We start from the raw sequence: 24,051 nt of genomic DNA on the forward strand, positions 1-24,051 counted from the left end.
TTTAAGAAAATGGATGTGGTTGAAATAAAAGTCAAAAAGAGAGAGAAATTAGGAAAAGAATCTGCAAAAAAATATAGAAGAATGGGGTTAGTACCAGGTGTAATGTATGGGGTACACTTGAAGGAAAATGTTCATATATTGATAGAAAGAAAGACATTGTGGGATCTAATTAAAAGAGGGCATTCAAAAGAACAGCATATACTTAAAATGATAGTAGAAGATGGTAATAATAGTGTTACTGAGACTGCTTTACTTCAAGATATACAAATTGACCCATTAACAGATGAACCAATACATGTAGATTTTCATGCTGTAACATTGGAAGAAGTAGTAGATGTTTATGTGCCTGTGGTTCTTAAAGGAGAGCCAAAAGGGGTCAAACAGGGCGGGTTGTTACAACATGGAGTGGAAGAAATTTTAGTTAGGGCTTTACCTCTTGATATACCTACCAATATAGAAGTAGATATTTCGGATTTGGATATTGGAGATGCTATTACTGTGAGGGATTTAAATATCTCTGATAAAATTAAGGTATTAACTCCTCTTGATGATGTTATAGTTGCCATAGTAACTCCACAAAGGTATACAGAGGAAACTACTGTTTCTGAAGAGACTGAGGGATCTTGAAAATAAATTTAGGGGGGAAAATATGTTTAAAATTGTAACTGATAGTACAGCTGCCCTTCCAAAAGAATATGTAGAAAGATATGATATAACAGTCGTACCGCTAAAGGTTGCTTTTGGGGAAGAAGTGTATAGAGATGGTATAGATATAACACCTGAAATTTTCTTTAAAAAGGTAAGAGAAACCAATATATTCCCGAAAACTTCTCAGCCTTCTGTAGAAGATTTCTATAATGCATACAAAAATATATTTGAGAAGAACCCGGATTTAGAGGGTATTATATCTATACATATTTCTTCTAAATTAAGTGGGACTATTGGTTCTGCAAATGCTGCAAAAGAGCTTTTACCTTATGGTGATAAAATATATGTGATTGATTCAAAACTTACAGAACTTGCCCTTGGTGTTGTAGTTATAGAGTTGGCTAAGGCCATAGAAAAAGAAGCAAGTATAAATGAGATTTTGAATGTTCCGGAGATTATGTTCAGAAATTCTGAAGTGAAATTCACAGTAGATACTTTGGAATACCTTTATAGGGGTGGAAGAATAGGTGCAGCCCAAGCATGGATGGGAAGTTTGTTACAGATAAAGCCTATTTTGGAGCTTAGAGATGGAGCAATAGAGCCAGTTGAAAGAGTTAGGACAAAACAAAAGGTGAAATCAAGAATTATAGAAATAATTAAGGAAAGAGTGGGGGATGTTCCTGTAAAAATAGCTATAGCTTATTCTGATAATTATGAAGAAGTCTTAGAAGTCGCAGAAGAAGTAAAAAAAATATTTAGAATTACTGATTTTTATGTAGGATCTTTTAGTTGTACTATTCTTTCACATATAGGTCCAGGATCATGGGGTATGATAGTTTTTAAGGAAAATCAAAAAGAAGGAGAGGTATAGAATTTTGGTTCAGCAAATAGTTGATGATTTAGATAAATTTTTATCTATATTTCCTGCGGATATTAAAGAAAAATTGGAAAAGGATCCCGATGTTAAGGATCTTATAGAGGTTGTATTAGATCTTGGTAGGGAAATAGAAGCGAGATTTTATAAAAAGACTATTATTTTTGAAGGAAGATATACTACAGATGAGGATTTAAATTATATTATTGCCAGAGTTGGCGAGTTTAGTGGTGATAAAAGGGCTGGTATAGAAAGAACATTACATAGAATTTCAGCTATTGAAAATAGACACGGAAGAATTATAGGTTTAACTTGTCGTGTGGGTAGGGCAGTTTTAGGTACTGTAGATATAATAAGAGATGTTATAGAAAGTGGAAAGAATATTCTACTATTGGGAAAACCTGGAGTTGGTAAAACTACCCTTCTTAGAGAGACTGCAAGAGTTTTAGCTGATGAATTAGGTAAAAGGGTAATAATAATAGATACTTCTAATGAAATTGGTGGGGATGGTGATATTCCGCATCCTGCTATTGGTAGAGCAAGGAGAATGCAAGTGCCAAATCCCTCAAAACAACATGATGTGATGATAGAGGCAGTAGAAAATCACATGCCAGAAGTTATAGTAATTGATGAGATTGGTACAGAGCTTGAAGCAAAAGCAGCTCGTACTATTGCAGAAAGAGGGGTACAACTTATTGGTACTGCTCATGGAATAACCTTACAAAACCTTTTATTAAACCCTACATTATCGGATCTTGTGGGTGGTATACAAGTTGTAACTTTAAGTGATGAAGAGGCAAAGAGGAGAGGTACCCAAAAGACAGTATTAGAGAGAAAAGCTCCTCCAACCTTTCAAGTTGTAGTAGAGATACAAGAAAGGGATAAGCTGGCTATTCATCTTGATGTAGCAAAAACAGTAGATGCATTATTAAGAGGTTATATTATAAGACCAGAGATAAGGGTAAGGACCGCAGAAGGTGAAGTAAAGAAGGTTGAGGCTTCTGTATTGGAAATTTCATCTCAAGAGACTGAGGAGTCAGTTATTAAGACAGATAAAAAGACAGATGTCCTTAAAATTTATCCTTATGGTATAAGTAGAAATAGATTGGAAAAAGCCATTCGAAATCTTGGTATACCAGCTTTCATAGTAAAAAATTTATCAGAAGCAAATTGTTTACTTATATTGAAAGCTCATCAAAAGAGGGCTAAAGATTTGCTTAAAGAGGCAGAAAAAAGAAATATAGGTATAGCAGTATTAAGAAGTAATACTGTAACACAAATTGAAAGGTTTTTAGGAGAAAGATTTGGTATTAGAACTGTAGGAGGGAAGAATAGCGAAGAAGAAGAGGCCTTAAGAGAAGCTCAAGAAGGAATTGAATATGTTCTTACCCATGAAGAACCCTATGAATTGTCTCCTCAACCTGCCTATATAAGGAGATTACAGCATCAACTTATTCAACAATATGGTTTACATTCTGAGAGTGTTGGTGTGGAGCCTTTTAGAAAAGTAAAAATATTCCCAGCATAGATTTATAAAAATGGAAAGATCTGTATTTATAACTTTTGAAGGTTTAGATGGATCTGGAAAAAGTACTCAGATTTCAATACTTAAAAATTATTTGGAAGATAAAGGTGTAAAGGTCTATGTAACTCGAGAACCTGGAGGAACAGAGGTAGGGGAAAAAATAAGGTCTATCCTTTTAGATCCAGATTTAGCATTAAGACCATGGACCGAAGCTTTTCTCTATATAGGTTCAAGAGTAGAAAATACAGAGAAAATTAAGGAAAAGCTTCAGGAAGGGTTTTGGGTTCTATGTGAACGTTATATGGATTCTACTATAGCTTATCAAGGATATGGTAGGGGTTTACCAATAAATATATTATCTGATCTTAATAAGATTGCAACTTCCAATTTAATACCCCATATAACTTTTCTTATTGATATAGATCCTTATAAGTCTTTGAGTAGAAAAAAGAATTTTGATAGAATAGAAAGGGAAAATTTAGAGTTCTATAATAAAGTAAGAAAAGGATATTTAGAAATAGCTGAAAGTGAAAAAGATAGATTTGTAATAATTTCTGGAGATAGACCAAAGGAAGAAGTAAGTAAAGACATCATTGCTTATTTGGAAAGAAAATATCTTTAGAGGTGGATAAATGAAATTAGTTTTTGCTATTATTCAGGAAGAGGATTGGAAAAAAGTTAGAGAGATTCTCTTAGAGAAGAACTTTTCCTTGACCTTCTTCAGAAGTAAAGGAGGATTTTTAGAAGAAAGTAGTGTTACTATAATGACTGTTGTTGAAGATGATGACTTTGACGATTTCATTACAGTTTTAAAAGAAAATTGTAAGGAAAGAGAAAAAATAATTATTCCTCCTCTTCCTTCTATAGAACTTTTAAGGATGGTACCAATGCCTGTAAAGGTAAAAGTTGGCGGAGCAATTGTGTTTGCTGTAGATGTGGCTTATTTTGAGAAGATTTAGAGATGGCATTTAAAGAGATTATAGGTCAGGATTTAGCTATAAAAATACTCAGGAAATCCCTTAAGGAGAACAAAATATCCCAAACCTATCTTTTTGTTGGTCCTGAAGGGGTAGGTAAAAAGTTAACAGCTATTTCTTTGGTTCAGGCTTTAAATTGTAAAGTAGAACCTTTTGAGGGATGTGGGGAGTGTGAGACTTGTCTAAGTATAAAGAAATTGAATCATCCTGATCTATTTTACCTTCAACCTGATGGAATGTGGTATAAGATACAGCAGATTAAAGATATGAGAAGAGAAGCTTATTTAAAGCCTTATGTAAGTAATTATAAGGTTTTTATTTTAGACGATGCTCATCAATTGAGAAACGAAGGAGCAAATGCCCTTTTGAAGATACTTGAGGAGCCTCCGGAATATACCATATTTATATTGATAGCTTATCGTCCTGAGCTTCTTCTTCCTACTATAATATCAAGAAGTCAGATTATTAATTTTTCATATCTTAACGAGGAAGAAGTCCGAAAAATTATAGAAGATAAGGTTCCAGAAGATAGAATTGATATATTGATATCTTTATCCCAAGGAAGTGTTGGAAAGGCTTTGTATTGGAATGAAGAAGAAAATTGGAATAAAAGAATTGAACTTTTTAAATACTTAACTTTACTAAAGAAAGAAAAATTATATTCTCCATTTGAGGTAGTTGATTTTCTTGTAGAAGAAAAGGATAATGAAAAGATAATTAATTATTTAGAATTAGTTCTTTTTTGGTGGAGAGATATATTTTTCTGGAAACTATTACAGAAAGAAGATTTTATAACTCAGAAAGATTTTTCTATAGAGATTGCAAGAAAATCTCAAGAATATTCTTTAGAGGATTTGAAAATTTTTTTTGGAATGACACAAGATGCTATTAGGAATATTAGAAATAATGCAAATTTGACTCTTACAATAGAAAACTTGTTTTTGAGAGTAGGGATGAAAGGATGATGGAAGAAATTAAAGCTAAAGAATATGTGGTAGGTATTAGATTAAGAAGTTTGAAGGTTTATTATTTTTCAACTAATGATTTGAATTTAAAAGTAGGAGATTGGGTAATTGTTAAAACTGTACAAGGAACAGAGGCAGGTAGAGTAGCAATTCCACCCTTTGAGCCTCCAGAGGATTTTCAACCTCCATCTCCCTTAAAACCTATACTAAGAAGAGCAACAGAAGAAGATTTAGAGAAGATAAGAGGATATAGGGAAAAGGAGAAACAAATTTTAGAGTATGCTCAAAAAAAGGCAAATGAAATGTCTCTTCCTATGAAAATGCTTGCTTGTGAAATAACTTTTGATTATAGCAAGATAACGATACATTTTGCATCTGAAGATAGAGTAGATTTTAGAGAATTAGTAAAAGATCTTGCTTCACAATATAAAACAAGAATTGAATTACATCAGGTAGGAGTAAGAGATGAAGTAAAATATATGGGAGGTTTAGGAATATGTGGTAGAGAAGTATGTTGTCATCTTTTTTTGCAAGAATTTGAATCTATTACTGTTAAAATGGCAAAGGAGCAATCTTTGGCTTTAAATCCATTAAAAATATCTGGAATATGCGGAAGACTCATGTGCTGTTTAGCTTATGAATATGAAACATATCAAAAAATTAAGGAAAAGATGCCTCCCAAAGGTAGTATTGTAGAAACTAAGCAGGGGAAGGGAGTAGTAGTAGATCATCATGTACCATTAAGTAAGCTTGTTGTGGAATATGACGAAGAAAGAAGAGAATTAGTATCTTTAGATGAAGTGATTAGGGTTTATACAAAAGAGGAAAGGGATAATGACAAAGATAAAGTACTAGAAAAAATTCTAAAGATGTTAGAGGAAGATAAAGATTGATTTAATGAATTCTGAAGAGGTAAGAAGAGCACTTTGGCGTAGAGGATATGAGATAATAGAAGAATGTCCAATTGAGAGGGTGATAGTACCTAAGGGAGGAGAGTTTTTAGACGAATATTACCAAAGACTTTTTAACTATAGATTTAGACGCTTTTTAGGTGATCTTTTAATATTTAGAAAAGATGATTATGTTGATTGTGGAGCTCTTTTTTCTCGCTGGAAAAAGGATGAAGTAGAAGAACACTGGAATTTTTTATTGAAAGCTCATATTATAGAAAATTTAAAAGAAGATCACTATTTGTTTTCTTACTTTTATTTGGATAATTTTGGAGAAACCTTAGAGTGGTTCATATCAGAGATATTAAAAAGGGAATTTTATATGCCCACGATTTGGGGAATAAAAATAAAGGAGATTAAGGGTGGAGGAGACTTTGATATCCTCTCCATATTAGAGAATAACTTATTGTATGTGGAGTGTAAAACAAGTCCTCCTAATAATATAAGACTAAGAGAAATTTGGGAATTTTTAAGAAGAAGAGAAGTATTAAAACCAAAGATTACAATATTTTTTATTGATACAACATTAAAAATAGAAAGAAATATAATTGAGAATATATATTCTCTATTAGAAAGAAGATTTATGAAAAGTAAAGAAATAAATGTCTTCTCTTTAAAAGATGGTGTATACGCTTTTGATAATGGGATCTATATAATGCAAAGTAAAGGAGATATAATAAAAAATTTTCAAGTGGTTTTTAGGCACTTCTTAGATGGATAGGCAAGAAAAGCTATTTAAAGAGGATAATAGTTTTCAACCTCTTTCATACAGAATGAGGCCAAGGAGTTTTGATGAATTTCTTGGTGCAGAGGAGATTATAGGTGAAGGATCTTTTTTAAGAAGGACAGTTCAAAAAGATTATTTACCTTCCCTTATTATCTTTGGCCCCCCAGGATCTGGAAAGACTACCCTTTCTATTCTGTTAGCTAAGGAGATAAATGCTGATTTTATAGAATTAAATGCTGCTATAATTGGAGTACAAGATCTTAAAGAGGCCCTCCAAAAAGCTCAAAGAAATATTGAACTTTATAAAAAGAAAACTGTTTTATTTCTTGATGAAATACATCATTTCAATAAATTACAACAAGATGTGTTACTACCCTTTATAGAAAAAGGTATAATAATTCTTATAGGTGCTACTACTGAAAACCCTCTTTTTGCTTTAAATACAACCCTTCTTTCTCGATGTAGAATTATAGAACTGAAGCCCTTAGCGGATGATAAACTAAGGATATTAATTGATAGAGCAATAAAAGATAGAGAAAGAGGCTTAGGAGGAAAAAACATTGTAATTTCTCAAGATGCTGTTGATGAAATAGTTAGATTTGCCAATGGGGATGCAAGAATTGCTCTTAATACCTTAGAAATTGCTTCCTTTGTTGCAAAAGCTGGTGAAGATGGAAAAATCCTTATTGATGCATCTGTGGTAAGAGAGGTGATAGGGAAAAGGGTGATAAGATATGATCAAAAAGGGGACGAGCATTATCATACCATATCAGCATTTATTAAAAGCATAAGAGGTTCTGATCCCGATGCTGCTTTATACTATTTGGCTAAGATGCTTCTTGCAGGAGAAGATCCACGATTTATTGCTCGAAGACTTATAATTCATGCTGCTGAAGATATAGGAATGGCAGATCCTTTAGCTTTGTTGATTGCTCAATCTGCATATTATGCTGTGGAAGTGGTAGGTATGCCAGAGGCAAGAATTCCTTTAGCTGAAGCTACCATATACCTTGCGACCGCTCCAAAGAGTAATAGTGTGATATCTTCCATAGAAAAAGTCATGAATTACATACAGGAGAAAGGAGTGTCAGAGATTCCAAAGCACTTATGGGGAAGTTCTCCTGATTATTTGTATCCTCATGATTTTCCAGAACATTTTGTAATTCAAAGATATTTACCATATGATGTGAATGAGATTTTTTATAATCCAACTGAACAAGGAGAGGAGAAAATAATAAAAGAAAGGATTAAAAAATTATGGAAAGAAAGATATGGAAGATAGGAATTTTATTTTTCTTTTTATTTTTTCTATTGGTTTTTTATGGATGTAGGGAAGACAAAAAAGAGGAAGTTTTAAAAGATGATAAAAAATTTTTGAAAAATAGGATTGAAATAAATTTTGAATCAGATGAAGTAAATAAGATTTTATCTGAATATAAACCTTTTATAGAAAGATACATAATAGAGGGAAAAAGAAGAGAAATTGAAGATTATATTATAAATTGGAAGATATATTCTATTTATTTTAGATCAAGTCTCTATAATACTCAGATTAGAAAAGAAATAATTAAAAATCATGACATTAAGAGAACCGTATCTTCTAAATATGAAAAGTATATTTTAAGTTCAGATATAGATCTTCCTAATGGTAATTCAATTAAGCTTGATAATATATTTCTATACTTTCCAATTTACGTATCTCATAAGCCAAATCAGCCCAAAATAGCCTTCGTGATAGATGATTTAGTGGAAAATAATTATTGGGTTGGAGAATTATTATCTTTTCCTTATATATTGAATGTTTCTATAATTCCTACATCACATACAAAGGACTTAGCATATAAGTTTGTCAAAAAAGGTTGGGAAGTAATGATGCATATTCCTATGGAATCAATTACTTATCCAAAAGATGCAAAATATTTAACTTCAGAAGCAATAATGAGTGGTATGAGTGAAGAGGAAATAGATAAAATTGTGAGTCTTCATCTAAAGAGATTTGGAGATGCTAAAATATATTGGGTTAATAATCATATGGGATCGAAAGTTACAAAAGACGATGAAGCTATGGAGAAAGTGTTAAAGGTTTTCAAAAAATATGGCCTAAGCTTTTTGGATAGTAAAACTATTTTAAATTCAGTAGGGAAAAAAATTGGGAATAAAGTGGGAGTTCCTGTTTTAGAAAATATGTTATTTATAGATCATGAGAATCAAGAAGATAGAATTAAATACAGGTTTTCTCAAGCTATTAAGATAGCTGAGAGGAAGGGTTGGGGTATATTCATATTTCATTTAAGACCAAAGACCATAAAGGTATTAAAAGAGCTTTACCAGGAAGGATTTTTTAACAATGTGAAATTAGAGAAAATTAGTGATTTAGCTCAAGAAGTATATAACCCTCAAAAGGATGAATTATCAAATCATTCTTATAAATCTCGTTATTAAATAAATTTTTGAAAACGCCATTAAGATATATATTTTTTTCATCTTTTGTATTATTTATTATTACTAGTATTTTTTGATCATTATAAATCTTGTAAAAGCTAATAATGTCATTTATATGGCCTAATGTAAAATCTCCTTTATATAGGGCTGGATAATTTTTTCTGATTCTTGATAGTTTTTTATAAAACCCAATGAGTTCTAAATCTTGTTTGGTTTCATCCCAGGGTATAGGTAGTCTTACATATTCATGAAGAGCCCTGTTTCCTTCTAACATGTTTCTGTATTGATTAGCACCCATCTCTTGTCCATTATATATTATGGGTGTATCATTAAGTGAAAATTGAAATATGGAAGCTATTTTTAATAATCTTTTGTCATTAGCTAAAAAAAGGAATCTATTAGAATCGTGATTTTCTAAAAACGAAATTAGCCTTATATGATTCTTGTAAAATTTATATCTTAAATCTATAATTTTCAAAAATTCTTTTAATTTCCATTTTTTACCTATAAAAAACTCTCTTATTAATTTAAAAAGGTAAAAATCAAGTACTCCATCCATTTTACCTATAAACCTTCTTACATATTCGGGAGTATCCACTATCTCCCCAAAATGAAAAGTTTCAGGAAAATCTCTTTTTATGGAATAATAGTATTCAGTCCAAAAATTGATATCTGGTCCAACCGCATAATCCAATCGATATCCAGATATTCCGAAATTTTTAATCCAATATTTGGCTGCATCTATAATATATTTTCTTGCCTCTCTATTTTTTAGATTTATCTTTGGCATGGATTTTACTCCAAAAAATGATTCATAAGAATTATCGTCCTTAAAAATGAACCAATTTCTATATTTACTATCTTTATTATTCAATGCATCTTGAAATATAGGATTTAAATAGGATAAATGATTTGGTACAAAGTCCAAAATTATTCTAATTCCTCTTTCAAACGCATCATTAACTAATTTTTTGAGATCATCTTTATTACCCCATGCGGGATCAATTTCAAAATAATCCTCTATATCATATCCATGATAAGAAGTTGACTTAAATATAGGAGAAAGCCAAATTGTGTTTATGCCTAAGGATTCTATATAATCAAGGTGATTGATAACTCCTTTGATATTACCTCCAAGTTTCTCTTTTAGATTATTAGATAAACTCACCTCAAAATTATCTTTTGCAAAGCGGTCAACAAAGATATGATATATTATGCTTTCTTGGGACCACTTTGGTTGTTCAAATTCATCAATGGAAAAGGAAAAATAATCTTTTTCATAATCATCTTTCGGATTTAATGTTATTTCAATTATACCTTCTTTGTTCAAAGGAGGAATTTGAGCTTCTAAGATTTGTAAAAAACTAAAAAAATCATTATCCCAAATCACATCTTTAATTTCAATTGAAACTTCTTGTATTTCTGATGTTTGGGAGTTTATTTTATAATAAATAGTTTTATAATTCTGAGATGGAGTACAAGTAAATATAACTTTAATTTCATCCTTGGGAGTAGGATCTTCAGGAATTATTTTTATGTAAGGAAACTTTTCAAGCTCTTCTATTTTCCTATTTGATAAAAATTCTTTTTTTTCTAAATCTCCAAAAACTTTATCATCTACATACATCTCTCCTTACCTCTTTATATTAACTCGTGTTAGCTTTATTCTATCATAGTTTATAATTAAATACAATATTTTTTATGTGGAGGTTAAAGAAAATATGATATTAGTATCTGGAGAATCCTTAATAGATTTTACGCCTATATCTTTAGGAGATGAATATGCGTATGTACCTAATCCTGGGGGATCTCCATATAATGTTGCTATTACCCTTGGAAAGCTTAGAGCGCCTGTATATTTCTTTGGTAAAATTTCTTATGATCCTTTTGGGGAGATTCTTTATTCTAATCTTATAAAAAATAACGTGGATACATCTTTTGTGTTAAGAGATAAATATCTTACTACTTTAGCTTTTGTAATATTAAAGAACAGTGAACCTTATTTTATATTTTATGGGGATAATACTGCTGATACTATGCTTAAAGAAGAAGAGATTCCTTTTATTGATACACAAAAAGTGAAAATCCTTCATTTTGGATCTATATCAATGATTAGAGAACCTGGTTGTTATGTCTTTGAAAAAATGATTTTTGAAAATTACAAAAATTGTATAATTTCCTTTGATCCAAATGTAAGACCAAGCCTAATTGTGAATAAGGAGCAGTATTTATCAAGATTTGAAAATTGGGTAAGTAGGGTGGATATATTAAAAGTGAGTTTGGCAGATTTGAAGTGGTTATATGGAGAAGAGGATTTAGACAAAATTGCTGAGAAATTTATTAATTTAGGAGTTAAAATTTTTGTGGTTACTTTAGGAAAGGATGGATCTATTGCTTATCAAAAATCTAATTATGTTAAAGTGCCAGGTATGAAGGTAAAGGTTGTAGATACCGTAGGAGCTGGAGACTCTTTTATGGGGGGCTTTTTATATTATTTATATAAGCTTGGCAAAACAGTTAAAAAAGAAATATCCAATCTTTCTTTAGAAGAGTTTAAAAATATTCTTATTTTTGCTAACAGTGTAGCTGCTTTAACTTGTACAAGGCGTGGGGCTAACCCCCCTAATTTAGACGAGGTTGAAAAATTTATGAGTAACCTGTATTATTGAATAGAATTTTAGATTTTTAGGAGAAGAGATAAAAAAAGGAGTGAAAAAATAGATGGATATTATTTTGTTTTTAGTTCTTTTTGCTATACTTACTGTACCGCATGAACTTGGACATTTTATATTAGCTAAACTTTTTGGGGTTAAGGTTTTTGAATATGCTATTGGTTTTGGCCCTAAGCTTTTTGAATATAAAGGTATGGAGACTAAATTTGTATTGAGATTGATTCCTATTGGTGGTTTTGTGAAAATGGCTGGTGTTGATGATTTAGAGTTACCAATGGAAGAGGAGGTTCCGGAAGAAAGAAAATTCTATAAAAAGGCTCCATGGCAACGCTTCTTAATACTTTTTGCAGGAGCCTTTTTTAATTTCTTGGTTGCTTTTCTTTTATTTGTAAGTATTTTTTTCATTGGGATTCCTCAACCTATACCTATAATTGATAGAGTATTAGAAGGTAAACCAGCTCAAATGGCAGGTTTTCTACCAGGTGATAAAATTATCTCGTTAGAAGGTGTAAAAATAGAGAAGATAGAGGATGCAGTAAAGCTTATTACAAAATCTATAAAAAGCCCTAATGATAGAAAAGAAATAATAGTGGATGTGGAAAGAGATGGTAAACTAATTACTTTAAGGGTTATACCTCAATGGGATGAGGAGAGAAAGGGGGGTATTATAGGTATTGTCTTTAAATCTGTCCCTAAGAGATATCCTATAACATTAGCATTGAAAAATGGATTTGCTATGCTAATCAATGCTTTTTTGCTTATTTTCTTTGTATTAAAAGCACTTTTTACAGGAGCTCAAGGGATATCAGTTTCAGGTCCGATTGGTATTGCCAGGATGACGGGAGAAGTAGCTTCTCTAGGGCTTGTATATTATCTTAATTTTACAGCACTGTTAAGTGTACAACTGGGGATGTTTAACTTACTTCCCTTTCCTGCTTTAGATGGAGGTAGGATATTGTTCATTATTCTTGAGAAAATAAGGGGAAAGCCTATTGAAACTAAAAAAGAAGAAATAGTACATTGGATAGGTCTATTAATTCTCTTATTTCTCATGATCATTATTACTTTCTTTGATGTTTTAAGGCTTAGAAAGTGATGGGAAGAGGAACAAAGGTTATAAAAGTTGGAAATGTAGAGATTGGTGGAGATAATCCTGTAAGAGTACAGTCTATGACTAAGACTCCCACAGTAGATGTTAAGTCTACTCTTAGACAAATTAAAAGCCTAGCTAAGAAGGGTTGTGAGTTAGTAAGGTTAGGAATACCTGATAAAGACTCAGCTTTAGCTCTGGGAAAGATAAAGAAAAAGAGCCCTATTCCTATTATTGCTGATATACACTTTGATTATAGACTTGCTTTAATAGCTTTGGAGCAAGGGGTAGACAAATTGAGATTAAATCCAGGTAATATTAAGAATTCTAAATATATATCTTTAATAGCAAAGGAAGCAAAGGCGAGAGGTGTACCAATAAGAGTAGGTAGTAATGCTGGTTCTTTGAGCAGAGAGATTCTTGAAAAATATGGTGGAGTTACTCCTGAGGCGTTGGTAGAGAGCGCTTTAAGTGAGATTAGATTATTAGAGGAGAATGATTTCACTGATATAGTTGTGTCTGTTAAATCTTCTTCTGTTCCTTTGACTATACAAGCTTATAAGCTACTTTCTTCCCAAGTAAAATATCCTCTACATATAGGAATAACAGAAGCTGGTATACTTGTTCCAGGAAGTGTTAGGTCCGCAGTAGGAATTGGTATCTTACTTTATGAGGGTATTGGTGATACTATTAGGGTTTCTCTTTCTGCTTCTCCAGAAAAAGAAGTAGAAGTAGCATACCATATATTGGAAAGCTTAGAATTAAGGCAAAGAGGTATAAAAGTTATTTCGTGTCCCATGTGTGCAAGAGCTCATTTTCCAGTAGAAAAAGTAGCCAGAGAAATAGAAAAAAGATTTAAAGATTTTCCCTTAGATATAACGATAGCTGTAATGGGATGTGAAGTAAATGGTCCTGGTGAAGCAAAATGGGCAGATATAGGAATTGCAGGCTCAAATAAAAGAGTTATAATTTTTAAGTATGGTAAGATAGTAAAGGAGACAACATGGGAAAAAGCAATTTTGGAGTTAGAAAAAGAGCTTGAAAAATGGAAGGAGGTGAATTCAAATTAGCATATTAATAGCTTTAATCACACTTATTATAGGAGTTAGTTTCGGGTATCTCATAAGGAAAAATATTGAGCAAAAAACAATACAAGTCGCAGAAAAGAGAGCTGAGGAGATAGTTAAAAAAGCTGAAGAGGAAGCAGAAGAAAGAAAAAGAACTGCTTTATTAGAAGCTAAAGAAGAAATTTTTAAATTAAGATCTGAGACTGAAAGGGAAATTAAGGAAAGAAGACAAGAGCTTTTCAATTTGGAGAAGAGAATTCTTCAAAGAGAAGAAAATTTAGAGAGAAAAGAGGAAATTCTCTCCAATAAAGAAAAAGAAATAGATAAAAAACTCGAAAATCTAAAGAAATTGGAAGAAGAAGCATTTATGGAGCTTCAAAAGGTTGCTCAGATGAGTAGAGAAGAAGCTCGTGATATTATTCTCAAGAAGGTGGAAGAAGAATTACAAAGAGATATAGCTATGAGGATAAAAGAAGCAGAGGCAAAATATAAGGAGATAGCAGATGAAAAGGCTCGAGAGATTTTAACGGAGGCAATTCAGAGATGTGCAGTGGATCATACTGTGGAATCTACAGTATCTGTTGTTAGTTTGCCCAGTGAAGAAATGAAGGGAAGAATAATAGGTAGAGAAGGAAGAAATATAAGAACCTTTGAGACTTTGACAGGTGTAGATCTTATAATTGATGATACTCCAGAGGCAGTGGTTCTTTCTTCCTTTGATCCAGTAAGAAGAGAAATTGCTCGAATTGCATTAGAAAGATTAGTAAAAGATGGGAGAATTCATCCTGCAAGAATTGAAGAAATGGTAAATAAAGCAAGAAAAGAAGTAGAGAATAAAATAAGAGAGGAAGGAGAAAGAGCTGCAATAGAAGTAGGTCTTCAAAATTTACATCCTGATTTAGTAAGGGTTTTAGGAAGACTTTATTATAGATCCAGTTATGGACAAAATGTTCTTCAGCACTCAATTGAGGTTTCAAAAATTGCAGCAATTATTGCTGCAGAATTACATGCAGATGTAAATTTAGCAAAGAGGGCTGGGCTTTTACATGATATAGGAAAAGCTATAGATTATGAGGTTGAGGGATCGCATGCAACCTTAGGAGCTGATCTTTTAAAGAGATATGGAGAGCATTCAGATGTGGTCCATGCTGTAGCAGCTCATCATGAAGAGATTCCTCTTATTAAGACTTTAGATGTTATAATTCAGGTAGCGGATAGTATCTCAGCAGTAAGGCCTGGAGCAAGAAGAGAAAGCATTGAAATTTACATAAAGAGGCTGGAAAAGCTTGAGGAGATAGCCATGTCATTTCCAGGAGTAGAAAAGGCTTATGCTATTCAGGCAGGAAGAGAAGTTAGAGTGTTAGTAAGCCCTGAAGAAGTTGATGATTTAACAGCTACAAGATTAGCTTATCAGATTGCTAAGAAAATTGAGAAAGAAATGGAATATCCTGGTCAAATAAAAGTTACGGTAATAAGAGAAACAAGGGCTGTGGAGTACGCAAAGTAAATTATGAATGTTTTAATACTTGGTGATATAGTAGGAAAAATAGGGAGAAGAGGTGTAGGACTTCTTCTCCCTCAAATAAAAAAAGAATATGGAATTGATTTTACAATTGCAAATATTGAAAATGCTGCTGCTGGATTTGGTATTACTGAAAGTGTCTTGAAAGAGTTAATGGATTATGGTATTGATGCTTTTACAAGTGGTAATCATATTTGGGATAAAAAAGAAGGAATCTCTGTTTTAGAGAATTACGAGAGAGTATTAAGACCTGCTAATTATCCTTCGGGAGTTCCTGGTAGAGGCTATATTACAGTCTCATATTATGGCAAAAAAATTGGTATAATTAATATACAGGGACGTATTTTTATGGAACCTATTGAAAATCCGTTTACAGTAGTGCATAATATAGTTGGAGAAATGGAAAAAGATACTAAAATAATATTAGTGGATATACATGCTGAAGCAACGTCTGAGAAGATAGCTATGGGATATTTTTTGGATGGAAGAGTAACAGCGGTAGTAGGTACACATACACATGTTCAGACAGCTGATGAGAAAATTCTTCCAGGGGGAACTGGCTATATATCTGATTTAGGTATGTGTGGAGCTTACGATTCTATATTGGGTGTAGATAAGGAGGCTGTTCTTAAGAAATTTCTTCTCCAAATACCTCAAAAATTTGATGTACCAGAAAAAGGACTTTTTAAAGTGGAAGGGGTGATTATAGAGGTAGAAGAAGTAAATGGAAAGACAAAAAACATTATCAGGTTACAAAGGAGGGGAGAAATTTAAAATTTAAAAGTCTGCCATGGGAAGAACATATAAAGGAGGTAGGTTTATGGTAGAAGTATTAAAAGTTTCCGCTAAATCTAATCCTAATGCAGTGGCTGGTGCATTAGCAGGTGTAATTCGTGAAAAGGGACGTGCTGAGATCCAAGTAATTGGTGCTGGAGCTGTCAACCAAGCAGTTAAAGCAATTGCTATTACTAGGGGTTATGTAGCTCCAAGTGGCATTGACTTAATTTGTATCCCTGCATTTACTGATGTACAAATTGATGGAGAAGAAAGAACAGCCATCCGTTTTATAGTTGAGCCTCGTTAATTTAAATTGAAGTAAAGGTAAGTAAAAAGGAGGCAGGAAGATTTTCTTTCTGCCTCCTTATAATTTTTATGGTATAATTTTTCAGAATGTAAATTTGGAAATTTTATAGAGAAGAAAGGAGAGGAAACATGAAGAAAGGTATTCATCCAGAATTGAAGAAAGCAAAGATAGTATGTGCATGTGGGGCTGTTTATGAGACTTTATCAACAAAGGAATATATGACAGTAGAAATATGCTCTAAATGCCATCCATTCTTTACAGGTCAAAGAAAATTTGTGGATACGGAGGGAAGAGTAGAAAGATTTACTAAAAAATATAATTGGGAAATTAAATAAAATTGAGGGTAAAATTAATAGCTTATACGCCAGAGCCCGAAAAAGTATGTGCTCTGGCTATGAGATTATGTCATTATCAAGGAAATATTGAGGAGTTAGAAGGAAAACTAACTCCTGATGAGATTTCTCGCCTTCTAAAAAAGGCAAAAACCTTACAACATTTTTCCATATTTGAGCATGCTAATTTTACTTTTTATATAGAAGGTATATCAAGAGTTACCACTCATCAATTAGTGAGACATAGGATTGCATCTTACTCACAACAAAGTCAGAGGTATGTAGAAATAAGGCAAGAATATGTAATTCCTGAGTCTATATTAATAGATAAGGAGAGGGAAAAAGTATATAAAGAAACTTTAGATAAAGCCTTTAATGCTTATGAGGAACTTGTAAATATGGGAGTTCCTAAGGAGGATGCAAGATATCTATTACCCCAAGCTGTGGAATCTAAAATAATTGTTACTATGAATGCCAGAGAACTACTTCATTTTTTTACGTTAAGAACGTGTAATTCTGCACAATGGGAAATAAGGGAGATGGCTTGGGAGATGTTAGATTTGGTTAAAAAGGTAGCACCTAATATATTTGAAGATGCAGGACCGTATTGTTTTAGAGGTCCATGTCTTGAGGGAAAGAGCTGTATTCCTAAGAGAAGGTGATAACTTATGGAATTTATGAATATGCCTTCAGGGTGGATAGAGGTTATTTGTGGAGGAATGTATAGTGGAAAAAGTGAAGAGTTAATTAGAAGAGTTAGGAGAGCGCAAATTGCAAAACAAAAAGTGCAAGTTTTTAAGCACAGTTTAGATACAAGATATGATAAAGATTATATAACATCTCATACAGGTTTGAAGATAGAGGCGATAGCTGTGAGTAACAGTGCAGACATAGAAAAGTATGTAGAAGAGGATACTCAGGTGATAGCTATAGAAGAAGGACAATTCTTTGATATGGGAATTGTAAAAGTTTGCCAGAGATTAGCAGATAAAGGGAAAAGAGTGATTGTGGCAGGTTTAGATCAAGATTTTAGAGGAGAACCTTTTGGCCCTATGCCATATTTAATGGCAGTAGCAGAATACGTTGATAAACTTCATGCTATTTGTATGAAATGTGGAAATTTAGCCAGTAGAACTCAAAGAATAATTAATGGAAAACCTGCATATTATGACGATCCAATTATTTTAGTAGGAGCTTTTGAAAGCTATGAAGCAAGATGTAGAAATTGCCATACAGTTTTAAGGAGAGATAAAAATGAAGAATAAAAAAGAGTTAGTTGGTGGACAAGCAGTTTACGAGGGAGTAATGATGAGAAAAGGAATAGATATTGCTGTTGCTGTAAGAGACCCAAAGGGAGAAATTATTGTAAAGAAAGAGAGATTACAGCCCTTTTTTAAAAGCTGGACAAGAATACCTTTACTAAGAGGTCTTATGGTTTTAATGGATTCTCTCTTTTGGGGAATAAAGGCATTGAATTATTCCATATCGATTGCTTTTGAGGAAGATGAAAAACCAACCAGTAATACCGAGATAGGTATTGCATTAGTTTTAGGATTTCTTCTTTTTGTTGCGTTATTTATTGTCTTACCCCTTCTTATATTAAAACCTATAGAGGTATATATAAATTCTTTAATAATTTTGAGACTTTTAGAGGGAATTATAAGATTAGCTATTTTTGTGATTTATCTTTATTTAATAAGTAAGATAAAAGAAATCTATAGAGTTTTCCAATATCATGGTGCAGAACATAAGACGGTATTCTGTTATGAGGCAGGAGAAGAATTAACAGTTGAGAATTGCAGGAAATATCCACGTTTTCATTCTCGCTGTGGAACCTCTTTTCTATTGGTAGTAATGATAGTAAGTATAGTGATTTTTGCCTTTTTAGGTAAACAGCCTTTTCTTTTAAGAATTATTACTAGAGTTTTGCTTATCCCATTGATTTTTAGTATATCTTACGAGATAATAAAATTAGGATCTGAGCATATTGATTCTATTTTTTGGAAAATCTTGCTTAAACCAGGGCTATGGATGCAGTATTTTACAACAAAAGAACCAGATGATATGCAATTAGAAACAGCGATTGTAGCTTTAAAGGAGGTGACACTGGAGGAAAATGCTTCAAGATATAGTGATTGAAAAATTAGAAGAAATAGAAAAAAGATTTAATGAGATTGAGGACCTCTTAGCTCAACAGGAGGTAATTAATGATTTTAACAAATACCAGAATCTTCTTAAAGAAAGAGCAAAAATTACGGAAATAGTAGAGAATTTTAGAGATTATAGAAAATTATTGAAGGAAAAAGAAGATTTAGAAGAGGTATTAAGAGAAGAAAATGACGAAGAGATTAGAAATTTAGCTGAGATGGAATTGGAAGAAATAGAAAGAAAGATTGAAAAAAAGGAATTTGAATTAAAATCTGCCCTTTTGCCTAAGGATCCTAATGATGAGAAAAACATTATTATGGAGATAAGAGCAGGGGCTGGAGGAGAGGAGGCAGCCCTTTTTGCTGCAGATCTTTTTAGAATGTATATTGGATATGCCCAGAAGAAGGGATGGAAGGTAGATATTGTTAGTTCTAACCCAACGGGACTTGGGGGTTATAAAGAGATTATATTTATTGTTGAAGGTAAGGGTGCTTATAGTAGGTTCAAGTTTGAGAGTGGAGTGCATAGAGTTCAGAGAGTACCAGTAACTGAGTCAAGTGGAAGAATTCATACATCTACTGCAACTGTTGCGGTTCTTCCCGAAATGGAGGAAGTGGAGATAGAAATTGATCCTAAGGATCTTAGGATTGAGACTTTTAGGTCTGGTGGGGCAGGAGGACAGCATGTAAATAAGACAGAATCAGGAGTAAGAATAACCCATATACCATCTGGAATTGTGGTTCAATGTCAAGATGAGAGATCTCAACACCAAAATAGAGAAAAGGCCATGAAAGTTCTTAGAGCAAGATTGTATGAATACTATCAAAAAGAAAAAGAAAATGAGATCGCTTCTCAAAGAAGAGCTCAAGTAGGAAGTGGGGAAAGAAGTGAAAAGATAAGAACATATAATTTTCCGCAAAGAAGAGTTACAGATCACAGAATAAATTATTCATCTTTCCAATTAGAAGAAGTGTTATCAGGAGAGCTGGATGAATTTATAGATAGGCTCATCCTTGCTGAAAAGGAAGAGCAAATTAAAAAGCTTTTTGAAGAAGTAAGTGCGGGCTCTTAGAGAAGTATTATTTTGGTTAAAAAGAGAATTAGAAGACATAGATCCAGATTCTGCATATTTGGAGGCTGAATTACTTATATCCTACGTTCTAAATAAAGATAGAAGCTTTATTTATACGGTAGATTTTATTGAAGAAGAAAAGATAAAGGAGATTAAAAAACTATTAGATTTAAGGAAAAAAGGAATACCTATAAGTTATATCCTTAAGAAAAAATTTTTTTATGATTATGAGTTCTTTACAGATAAAGGGGTTTTGATACCGAGAAATGAAACGGAATTATTAGTAGATGTGACTATTGATACTATCAAAAGTTATTCTTTAAAAAAAATTGTTGACATCGGGGTAGGTAGTGGTAATTTAGCAGTAACGTTAGCTAAAAAAATTGACAATCTCACTGTTTATGCGTGTGATATATCGCTTTTTGCTCTAAAATTTGCAAAAATTAATGCTCAAAAATATGGGGTTATAGATAAGATTAAATTCTTCTTAGGACCTTATCTATACCCTATTACCATGAGAAATTTACAATTTGATTTAATATTAAGTAATCCCCCATACATTGCTTCTTGGGAAATTCCTTTTCTTCAAAAGGAAGTTAAAAGAGAGCCTTGGGAGTCCCTTTATGGTGGTTGGAATGGTTGTGTTTTTTATGAGAATGTTATTAAGGACTTGAAAAAGATGGATAAAGGTGTATTTATTTTTGAAATTTCACCGTTTATTTATGACAATTTAGTAAAATTGATTAAAAGAACCTTTCTTAAATTTGAGTTTCATGTATACAAAGATCTTTCCCAAAAGAATAGAGTGATCAAATTAATATGGTGGAAATAATTAAGGTAGATAGAAATAATCCAGATGAAAAGATTTTAAATATAGCGGTTGAAGTATTAAGAAGAGGTGGTCTTGTGGCTTTTCCTACAGAGACTGTCTATGGTCTTGGGGCTGATGCTTTGAATGAAGAGGCTGTTAGAAGAATTTTTGAGGCGAAAGGTAGGCCACCTGATAATCCCATTATTGTTCATGTAGGAAATATGGATCAAGTCTATAGTCTTGTGGATGATGTTCCACCTGATGCTGAGAGATTAATGGAAGCTTTTTGGCCGGGGCCATTAACTTTAATTTTTTATAAATCACCTATAGTTAGTGATATAGTTACAGGTGGAAGTCCTAAAGTGGGTATAAGAGAACCTCAAAATAAGGTTGCTTTGACCCTTCTAAATCTTTTTGGACGGCCAATAGCTGCTCCTTCTGCAAATGCTTCTGGAAGACCAAGTCCTACTAAGGCTGAACACGTTCTTGAGGATTTAGGAGATAAGGTTGATTTAATAATTGATGGAGGAGATGTAAGTTATGGAGTAGAATCTACAGTTTTGGATATAACTACCGATCCACCTGTTTTATATAGGCCTGGAGCATGTCCAAAAGAAGAAATTGAGAAAGTATTAAAGAAAAAAATAGTTTTTTGGAGAGAAGTAAAAAAAGAAGATATTCCCTCTCCTGGCTTAAAATATAGACATTATGCTCCTAAGGTACCTTTATACATTATTGAAGAGTTTAATGAAATATGGCAAAATAAAATAAAATCTTGGATAAAGGAAGGTAAAAAAGTGGGAGTTCTTGCTTCAGAAGAAACCAAAGATGTTTATCCAAAAGATCTTAAAATTTATGTTATAGGAAGCAGATCTGATCTATATAATATTGCTTTAAATTTATTTTCCTCCTTACGAAGATTAGAGAAGGAAATTGATATTATTCTTGTGGAATCATATCCAGAAGAGGGAATAGGTCTTGCAATTATGGATAGACTAAAAAGAGCAGCAGGTGATAAATAGTGATGATATTATTCGTTTGTACAGGAAATACTTGTAGAAGTCCAATAGCAGAATATCTTTTTCGTAAACTTATTAAAGAGTATGATATAGAAATTGAAGTTTCCTCGGCAGGTATATTTGCTTTGGAAGGAAATAAGGCATCTATATATTCTCAAGAAGTAATGAAAGAGATAGGTGTTGATATTACAAATCATTCTTCTAAAAAAATAGATAATGAACTCATGGAAAGAGCTAATTATGTTTTTACTATGACAAAGGAACAAGCTGAGATTTTAAAAAGTGTTTATCCTAAATATAGCTACAAAATATTTACTCTAAGTAATGAAGATATTTTGGATCCATATGGTAAAGATATAGAGACGTATAGAGAAGTTCGTGATAAGATAGAAAAAGAATTAAAAAACTTAATCAAAAATATGATGGTGAGGTAGATCTATGAAGATTGCAATTGGGGCTGATCATGCAGGATATTTATTAAAAGAAGAATTAAAAAAATGGTTAGAAGAATGGAATATTAGTTACCATGATTTTGGAACTTATTCAGCAGAAAGAACAGATTATCCTGATTATGGGATATTAGTAGCAAGGGCTGTGGCAAGAGGGGGTTTTGAAAAAGGTATATTAATTTGTGGTACAGGTATAGGTATGAGTATTGTAGCTAACAAAGTAAAAGGTATAAGAGCTGCTTTATGTAGAGATCCTTATGAGGCAAAATTAAGTAGAGAGCATAATGATGCAAATATTTTGGCATTAGGAGGGAGAATCCTTGGTTATGATTTGGCAAAGGAGATAGTAAAAGTATGGCTAAATACTGAGTTTACTGGTGGAAGACATAAATTAAGAATTCAAAAAATATCTATGATTGAGGAGGAGGAGCTGTGAAGTACTTACCTAATGTAGATCCTGAAATTTATGAAGCAATAAAGGGTGAGGAATATAGGGAGGAGTATCATTTAGAACTTATAGCCTCTGAAAATTTTGTAAGTAGAGCTGTTCTTGAGGCTCAAGGTTCTGTTCTTACTAACAAGTATGCTGAAGGTTATCCTGGAAAAAGATATTATGGTGGTTGTCTTTATATGGATAGGGTAGAGGATATAGCAAGAGAAAGAGTAAAGGCTATTTATGGTGCTGAGCATGCAAATGTTCAACCTCATTCGGGAAGTCAAGCAAATATGGCTGTTTATTTTGTAGTATTAAATCCTGGAGACAAGGTTTTAGGTATGAATTTGGCACATGGGGGACACTTAACTCATGGAAGTCCTGTAAATTTTTCTGGTAAATTTTTTAATTTTTATTTTTATGGAGTAGATAAAGACACTGAGAGAATAAATTATGATGCAGTTTGGAATTTGGCAAAGGAGGTAAAGCCAAAACTTATTGTTGCTGGAGCAAGTGCGTATCCTCGTATTATTGATTTTGAAAAATTTGCAGGTATAGCAGAGGATGTAGGTGCTTATCTTATGGTTGATATGGCACATATTGCAGGGTTGGTTGCTGCAGGATTGCATCCATCTCCTGTCCCTTATGCTCAATTTGTTACAAGCACTACTCATAAAACTTTAAGAGGGCCAAGAGGAGGTTTTATCCTTTGTAAAAAAGAGTTTGCAAAGGAGATTGATAAGGCTATATTTCCAGGTATTCAAGGTGGTCCTCTTATGCATGTAATTGCAGCCAAAGCTGTAGCATTTAAAGAGGCTATGTCTCCTGAGTTTAAAGAGTATCAAAGACAAATTATACTTAATGCTAAAGCTCTTGCTGATGAACTTATGAGGCTTGGATATAGATTGGTAAGTGGTGGTACTGATAATCATCTCATGTTAGTAGATTTGAGAGATAAGGGTATTACTGGAAAAGAAGCTGAAAAAGCATTAGAAGAAGCTGGTATTACTGTGAATAAAAATTCAATACCTTTTGATCCTCAATCGCCTACTGTTACAAGTGGTATAAGAATTGGTACACCAGCTTTAACTACAAGAGGTATGAAAGAAGGTGAAATGAGATATATTGCGAGACTTATTCATGAGGTTTTATCAAATATAAAGGATGATAAAGTAAAGGAAAAGGTAAAAAGTGAAGTAGAAGAGCTTTGTAAACAATTTCCAATTTATAGAAAGGAGAATTAA

The 24,051-nt window shown here is 32.5% G+C and carries 27 protein-coding genes; 26 read left to right on the forward strand and 1 reads right to left on the reverse strand.

Features of this window, described 5'->3' with window-relative positions; all coding sequences use genetic code 11:
- Window positions 1-9 precede the first annotated feature (9 nt).
- The 10 genes from ACY3JO_RS04320 to ACY3JO_RS04365 are packed head-to-tail and all read left to right on the forward strand — an operon-like array spanning window position 10 to window position 9,108.
- Complete coding sequence (locus ACY3JO_RS04320) at window positions 10-627, forward strand: 50S ribosomal protein L25/general stress protein Ctc (RefSeq protein ID WP_463085579.1); 618 nt, start codon at window positions 10-12, stop codon at window positions 625-627.
- Window positions 628-649: 22 nt separating this feature from the next.
- The gene (locus ACY3JO_RS04325) at window positions 650-1,519 is read left to right on the forward strand and encodes a DegV family protein (RefSeq protein ID WP_463085580.1); all 870 of its coding nucleotides are present in this window, start codon (window positions 650-652) and stop codon (window positions 1,517-1,519) included.
- 4 nt (window positions 1,520-1,523) lie between these two features.
- Window positions 1,524-3,050: a R3H domain-containing nucleic acid-binding protein gene (locus ACY3JO_RS04330; RefSeq protein WP_463085581.1), complete on the forward strand. Its 1,527-nt coding sequence runs from the start codon at window positions 1,524-1,526 to the stop codon at window positions 3,048-3,050.
- 10 nt (window positions 3,051-3,060) lie between these two features.
- Entirely contained in the window at window positions 3,061-3,669 is a 609-nt protein-coding gene (gene tmk / locus ACY3JO_RS04335; protein WP_463085582.1) for a dTMP kinase, read from the forward strand.
- Window positions 3,670-3,679: 10 nt separating this feature from the next.
- Window positions 3,680-4,006 carry a cyclic-di-AMP receptor gene (locus tag ACY3JO_RS04340; RefSeq protein ID WP_463085583.1) on the forward strand — a complete coding sequence of 109 codons (327 nt, stop codon included), beginning with the start codon at window positions 3,680-3,682 and terminating at the stop codon, window positions 4,004-4,006.
- 2 nt (window positions 4,007-4,008) lie between these two features.
- Window positions 4,009-4,989, forward strand: coding sequence for a DNA polymerase III subunit delta' (gene holB / locus ACY3JO_RS04345; RefSeq protein WP_463085584.1), 981 nt, complete (start codon window positions 4,009-4,011; stop codon window positions 4,987-4,989).
- Window positions 4,986-5,882, forward strand: coding sequence for a PSP1 domain-containing protein (locus tag ACY3JO_RS04350; RefSeq protein WP_463085585.1), 897 nt, complete (start codon window positions 4,986-4,988; stop codon window positions 5,880-5,882). Before holB ends, ACY3JO_RS04350 begins: the two co-directional genes overlap by 4 nt.
- Window positions 5,883-5,886: 4 nt before the next feature.
- Complete coding sequence (locus tag ACY3JO_RS04355; protein WP_463085586.1) at window positions 5,887-6,660, forward strand: hypothetical protein; 774 nt, start codon at window positions 5,887-5,889, stop codon at window positions 6,658-6,660.
- The gene (locus ACY3JO_RS04360; RefSeq protein WP_463085587.1) at window positions 6,653-7,948 is read left to right on the forward strand and encodes a replication-associated recombination protein A; all 1,296 of its coding nucleotides are present in this window, start codon (window positions 6,653-6,655) and stop codon (window positions 7,946-7,948) included. The genes ACY3JO_RS04355 and ACY3JO_RS04360 overlap by 8 nt, the downstream gene beginning before the upstream one ends.
- The gene (locus ACY3JO_RS04365; protein WP_463085588.1) at window positions 7,924-9,108 is read left to right on the forward strand and encodes a divergent polysaccharide deacetylase family protein; all 1,185 of its coding nucleotides are present in this window, start codon (window positions 7,924-7,926) and stop codon (window positions 9,106-9,108) included. The genes ACY3JO_RS04360 and ACY3JO_RS04365 overlap by 25 nt, the downstream gene beginning before the upstream one ends.
- Here ACY3JO_RS04365 and ACY3JO_RS04370 read toward each other — a convergent pair.
- On the reverse strand, window positions 9,032-10,735 hold the full coding sequence (locus tag ACY3JO_RS04370; RefSeq protein WP_463085589.1) for an alpha-amylase family glycosyl hydrolase: 1,704 nt from the start codon (window positions 10,733-10,735) through the stop codon (window positions 9,032-9,034). The two genes, ACY3JO_RS04365 and ACY3JO_RS04370, sit on opposite strands and share 77 nt — an antisense overlap.
- Window positions 10,736-10,829: 94 nt before the next feature.
- On the opposite strand from ACY3JO_RS04370, the gene ACY3JO_RS04375 reads away from it, so the two are divergent.
- The 16 genes from ACY3JO_RS04375 to ACY3JO_RS04450 all read left to right on the forward strand — a co-directional run bounded on the left by ACY3JO_RS04375 (window position 10,830) and on the right by ACY3JO_RS04450 (window position 24,051).
- Window positions 10,830-11,777, forward strand: coding sequence for a carbohydrate kinase family protein (locus ACY3JO_RS04375; protein WP_463085590.1), 948 nt, complete (start codon window positions 10,830-10,832; stop codon window positions 11,775-11,777).
- A 52-nt stretch (window positions 11,778-11,829) separates the two neighbouring features.
- Window positions 11,830-12,876 carry an RIP metalloprotease RseP gene (gene rseP, locus ACY3JO_RS04380; protein ID WP_463085591.1) on the forward strand — a complete coding sequence of 349 codons (1,047 nt, stop codon included), beginning with the start codon at window positions 11,830-11,832 and terminating at the stop codon, window positions 12,874-12,876.
- Window positions 12,876-13,940 (forward strand): flavodoxin-dependent (E)-4-hydroxy-3-methylbut-2-enyl-diphosphate synthase, encoded by a 1,065-nt coding sequence (ispG, locus tag ACY3JO_RS04385; RefSeq protein ID WP_463085647.1) that lies wholly within the window; start codon window positions 12,876-12,878, stop codon window positions 13,938-13,940. The genes rseP and ispG overlap by 1 nt, the downstream gene beginning before the upstream one ends.
- Window positions 13,930-15,444: a ribonuclease Y gene (gene rny, locus ACY3JO_RS04390; protein ID WP_463085648.1), complete on the forward strand. Its 1,515-nt coding sequence runs from the start codon at window positions 13,930-13,932 to the stop codon at window positions 15,442-15,444. Before ispG ends, rny begins: the two co-directional genes overlap by 11 nt.
- Before the next feature lie 3 nt (window positions 15,445-15,447).
- On the forward strand, window positions 15,448-16,233 hold the full coding sequence (locus ACY3JO_RS04395) for a TIGR00282 family metallophosphoesterase (RefSeq protein WP_463085592.1): 786 nt from the start codon (window positions 15,448-15,450) through the stop codon (window positions 16,231-16,233).
- A gap of 46 nt (window positions 16,234-16,279) precedes the next feature.
- Window positions 16,280-16,543, forward strand: coding sequence for a stage V sporulation protein S (locus tag ACY3JO_RS04400; RefSeq protein ID WP_012548757.1), 264 nt, complete (start codon window positions 16,280-16,282; stop codon window positions 16,541-16,543).
- A 128-nt stretch (window positions 16,544-16,671) separates the two neighbouring features.
- Window positions 16,672-16,878 carry a 50S ribosomal protein L31 gene (gene rpmE, locus ACY3JO_RS04405; RefSeq protein ID WP_012583166.1) on the forward strand — a complete coding sequence of 69 codons (207 nt, stop codon included), beginning with the start codon at window positions 16,672-16,674 and terminating at the stop codon, window positions 16,876-16,878.
- A 2-nt stretch (window positions 16,879-16,880) separates the two neighbouring features.
- The gene (thyX, locus tag ACY3JO_RS04410) at window positions 16,881-17,537 is read left to right on the forward strand and encodes an FAD-dependent thymidylate synthase (RefSeq protein WP_463085593.1); all 657 of its coding nucleotides are present in this window, start codon (window positions 16,881-16,883) and stop codon (window positions 17,535-17,537) included.
- Window positions 17,538-17,543: 6 nt separating this feature from the next.
- Entirely contained in the window at window positions 17,544-18,140 is a 597-nt protein-coding gene (locus tag ACY3JO_RS04415; RefSeq protein ID WP_463085594.1) for a thymidine kinase, read from the forward strand.
- Window positions 18,130-19,014, forward strand: coding sequence for a DUF1385 domain-containing protein (locus tag ACY3JO_RS04420; protein WP_463085595.1), 885 nt, complete (start codon window positions 18,130-18,132; stop codon window positions 19,012-19,014). Before ACY3JO_RS04415 ends, ACY3JO_RS04420 begins: the two co-directional genes overlap by 11 nt.
- A complete protein-coding gene (gene prfA / locus ACY3JO_RS04425; RefSeq protein ID WP_463085596.1) occupies window positions 18,992-20,095 on the forward strand; it encodes a peptide chain release factor 1 in 1,104 nt (367 codons plus the stop codon). Before ACY3JO_RS04420 ends, prfA begins: the two co-directional genes overlap by 23 nt.
- Window positions 20,082-20,927 carry a peptide chain release factor N(5)-glutamine methyltransferase gene (gene prmC, locus ACY3JO_RS04430; RefSeq protein WP_463085597.1) on the forward strand — a complete coding sequence of 282 codons (846 nt, stop codon included), beginning with the start codon at window positions 20,082-20,084 and terminating at the stop codon, window positions 20,925-20,927. Before prfA ends, prmC begins: the two co-directional genes overlap by 14 nt.
- The gene (locus tag ACY3JO_RS04435; RefSeq protein ID WP_463085598.1) at window positions 20,915-21,928 is read left to right on the forward strand and encodes an L-threonylcarbamoyladenylate synthase; all 1,014 of its coding nucleotides are present in this window, start codon (window positions 20,915-20,917) and stop codon (window positions 21,926-21,928) included. Before prmC ends, ACY3JO_RS04435 begins: the two co-directional genes overlap by 13 nt.
- Before the next feature lie 2 nt (window positions 21,929-21,930).
- On the forward strand, window positions 21,931-22,359 hold the full coding sequence (locus tag ACY3JO_RS04440; protein WP_463085599.1) for a low molecular weight protein arginine phosphatase: 429 nt from the start codon (window positions 21,931-21,933) through the stop codon (window positions 22,357-22,359).
- 4 nt (window positions 22,360-22,363) lie between these two features.
- Window positions 22,364-22,810 (forward strand): ribose 5-phosphate isomerase B, encoded by a 447-nt coding sequence (gene rpiB / locus ACY3JO_RS04445; protein ID WP_463085600.1) that lies wholly within the window; start codon window positions 22,364-22,366, stop codon window positions 22,808-22,810.
- Window positions 22,807-24,051: a serine hydroxymethyltransferase gene (locus tag ACY3JO_RS04450; RefSeq protein WP_463085601.1), complete on the forward strand. Its 1,245-nt coding sequence runs from the start codon at window positions 22,807-22,809 to the stop codon at window positions 24,049-24,051. The genes rpiB and ACY3JO_RS04450 overlap by 4 nt, the downstream gene beginning before the upstream one ends.

The sequence above is a fragment of the Dictyoglomus sp. LHC4 genome (genome assembly GCF_055181355.1).

Bases quoted from the DNA above. Each gene is read 5' to 3' on its own strand.
- tmk (WP_463085582.1), top strand. From the start codon at position 3,061: ATGGAAAGATCTGTATTTATAACTTTTGAAGGTTTAGATGGATCTGGA.
- ACY3JO_RS04420 (WP_463085595.1), top strand. From the start codon at position 18,130: ATGAAGAATAAAAAAGAGTTAGTTGGTGGACAAGCAGTTTACGAGGGA.
- ACY3JO_RS04340 (WP_463085583.1), top strand. From the start codon at position 3,680: ATGAAATTAGTTTTTGCTATTATTCAGGAAGAGGATTGGAAAAAAGTT.
- ACY3JO_RS04370 (WP_463085589.1), bottom strand. From the start codon at position 10,735: ATGTATGTAGATGATAAAGTTTTTGGAGATTTAGAAAAAAAAGAATTT.
- ACY3JO_RS04395 (WP_463085592.1), top strand. From the start codon at position 15,448: ATGAATGTTTTAATACTTGGTGATATAGTAGGAAAAATAGGGAGAAGA.
- holB (WP_463085584.1), top strand. From the start codon at position 4,009: ATGGCATTTAAAGAGATTATAGGTCAGGATTTAGCTATAAAAATACTC.
- rpiB (WP_463085600.1), top strand. From the start codon at position 22,364: ATGAAGATTGCAATTGGGGCTGATCATGCAGGATATTTATTAAAAGAA.
- ACY3JO_RS04365 (WP_463085588.1), top strand. From the start codon at position 7,924: ATGGAAAGAAAGATATGGAAGATAGGAATTTTATTTTTCTTTTTATTT.
- ACY3JO_RS04375 (WP_463085590.1), top strand. From the start codon at position 10,830: ATGATATTAGTATCTGGAGAATCCTTAATAGATTTTACGCCTATATCT.
- ACY3JO_RS04440 (WP_463085599.1), top strand. From the start codon at position 21,931: ATGATATTATTCGTTTGTACAGGAAATACTTGTAGAAGTCCAATAGCA.
- ACY3JO_RS04325 (WP_463085580.1), top strand. From the start codon at position 650: ATGTTTAAAATTGTAACTGATAGTACAGCTGCCCTTCCAAAAGAATAT.
- ispG (WP_463085647.1), top strand. From the start codon at position 12,876: ATGGGAAGAGGAACAAAGGTTATAAAAGTTGGAAATGTAGAGATTGGT.
- ACY3JO_RS04355 (WP_463085586.1), top strand. From the start codon at position 5,887: ATGAATTCTGAAGAGGTAAGAAGAGCACTTTGGCGTAGAGGATATGAG.
- ACY3JO_RS04435 (WP_463085598.1), top strand. From the start codon at position 20,915: ATGGTGGAAATAATTAAGGTAGATAGAAATAATCCAGATGAAAAGATT.
- ACY3JO_RS04350 (WP_463085585.1), top strand. From the start codon at position 4,986: ATGATGGAAGAAATTAAAGCTAAAGAATATGTGGTAGGTATTAGATTA.
- rseP (WP_463085591.1), top strand. From the start codon at position 11,830: ATGGATATTATTTTGTTTTTAGTTCTTTTTGCTATACTTACTGTACCG.
- rpmE (WP_012583166.1), top strand. From the start codon at position 16,672: ATGAAGAAAGGTATTCATCCAGAATTGAAGAAAGCAAAGATAGTATGT.
- ACY3JO_RS04320 (WP_463085579.1), top strand. From the start codon at position 10: ATGGATGTGGTTGAAATAAAAGTCAAAAAGAGAGAGAAATTAGGAAAA.
- ACY3JO_RS04415 (WP_463085594.1), top strand. From the start codon at position 17,544: ATGGAATTTATGAATATGCCTTCAGGGTGGATAGAGGTTATTTGTGGA.
- prfA (WP_463085596.1), top strand. From the start codon at position 18,992: ATGCTTCAAGATATAGTGATTGAAAAATTAGAAGAAATAGAAAAAAGA.
- ACY3JO_RS04360 (WP_463085587.1), top strand. From the start codon at position 6,653: ATGGATAGGCAAGAAAAGCTATTTAAAGAGGATAATAGTTTTCAACCT.
- ACY3JO_RS04400 (WP_012548757.1), top strand. From the start codon at position 16,280: ATGGTAGAAGTATTAAAAGTTTCCGCTAAATCTAATCCTAATGCAGTG.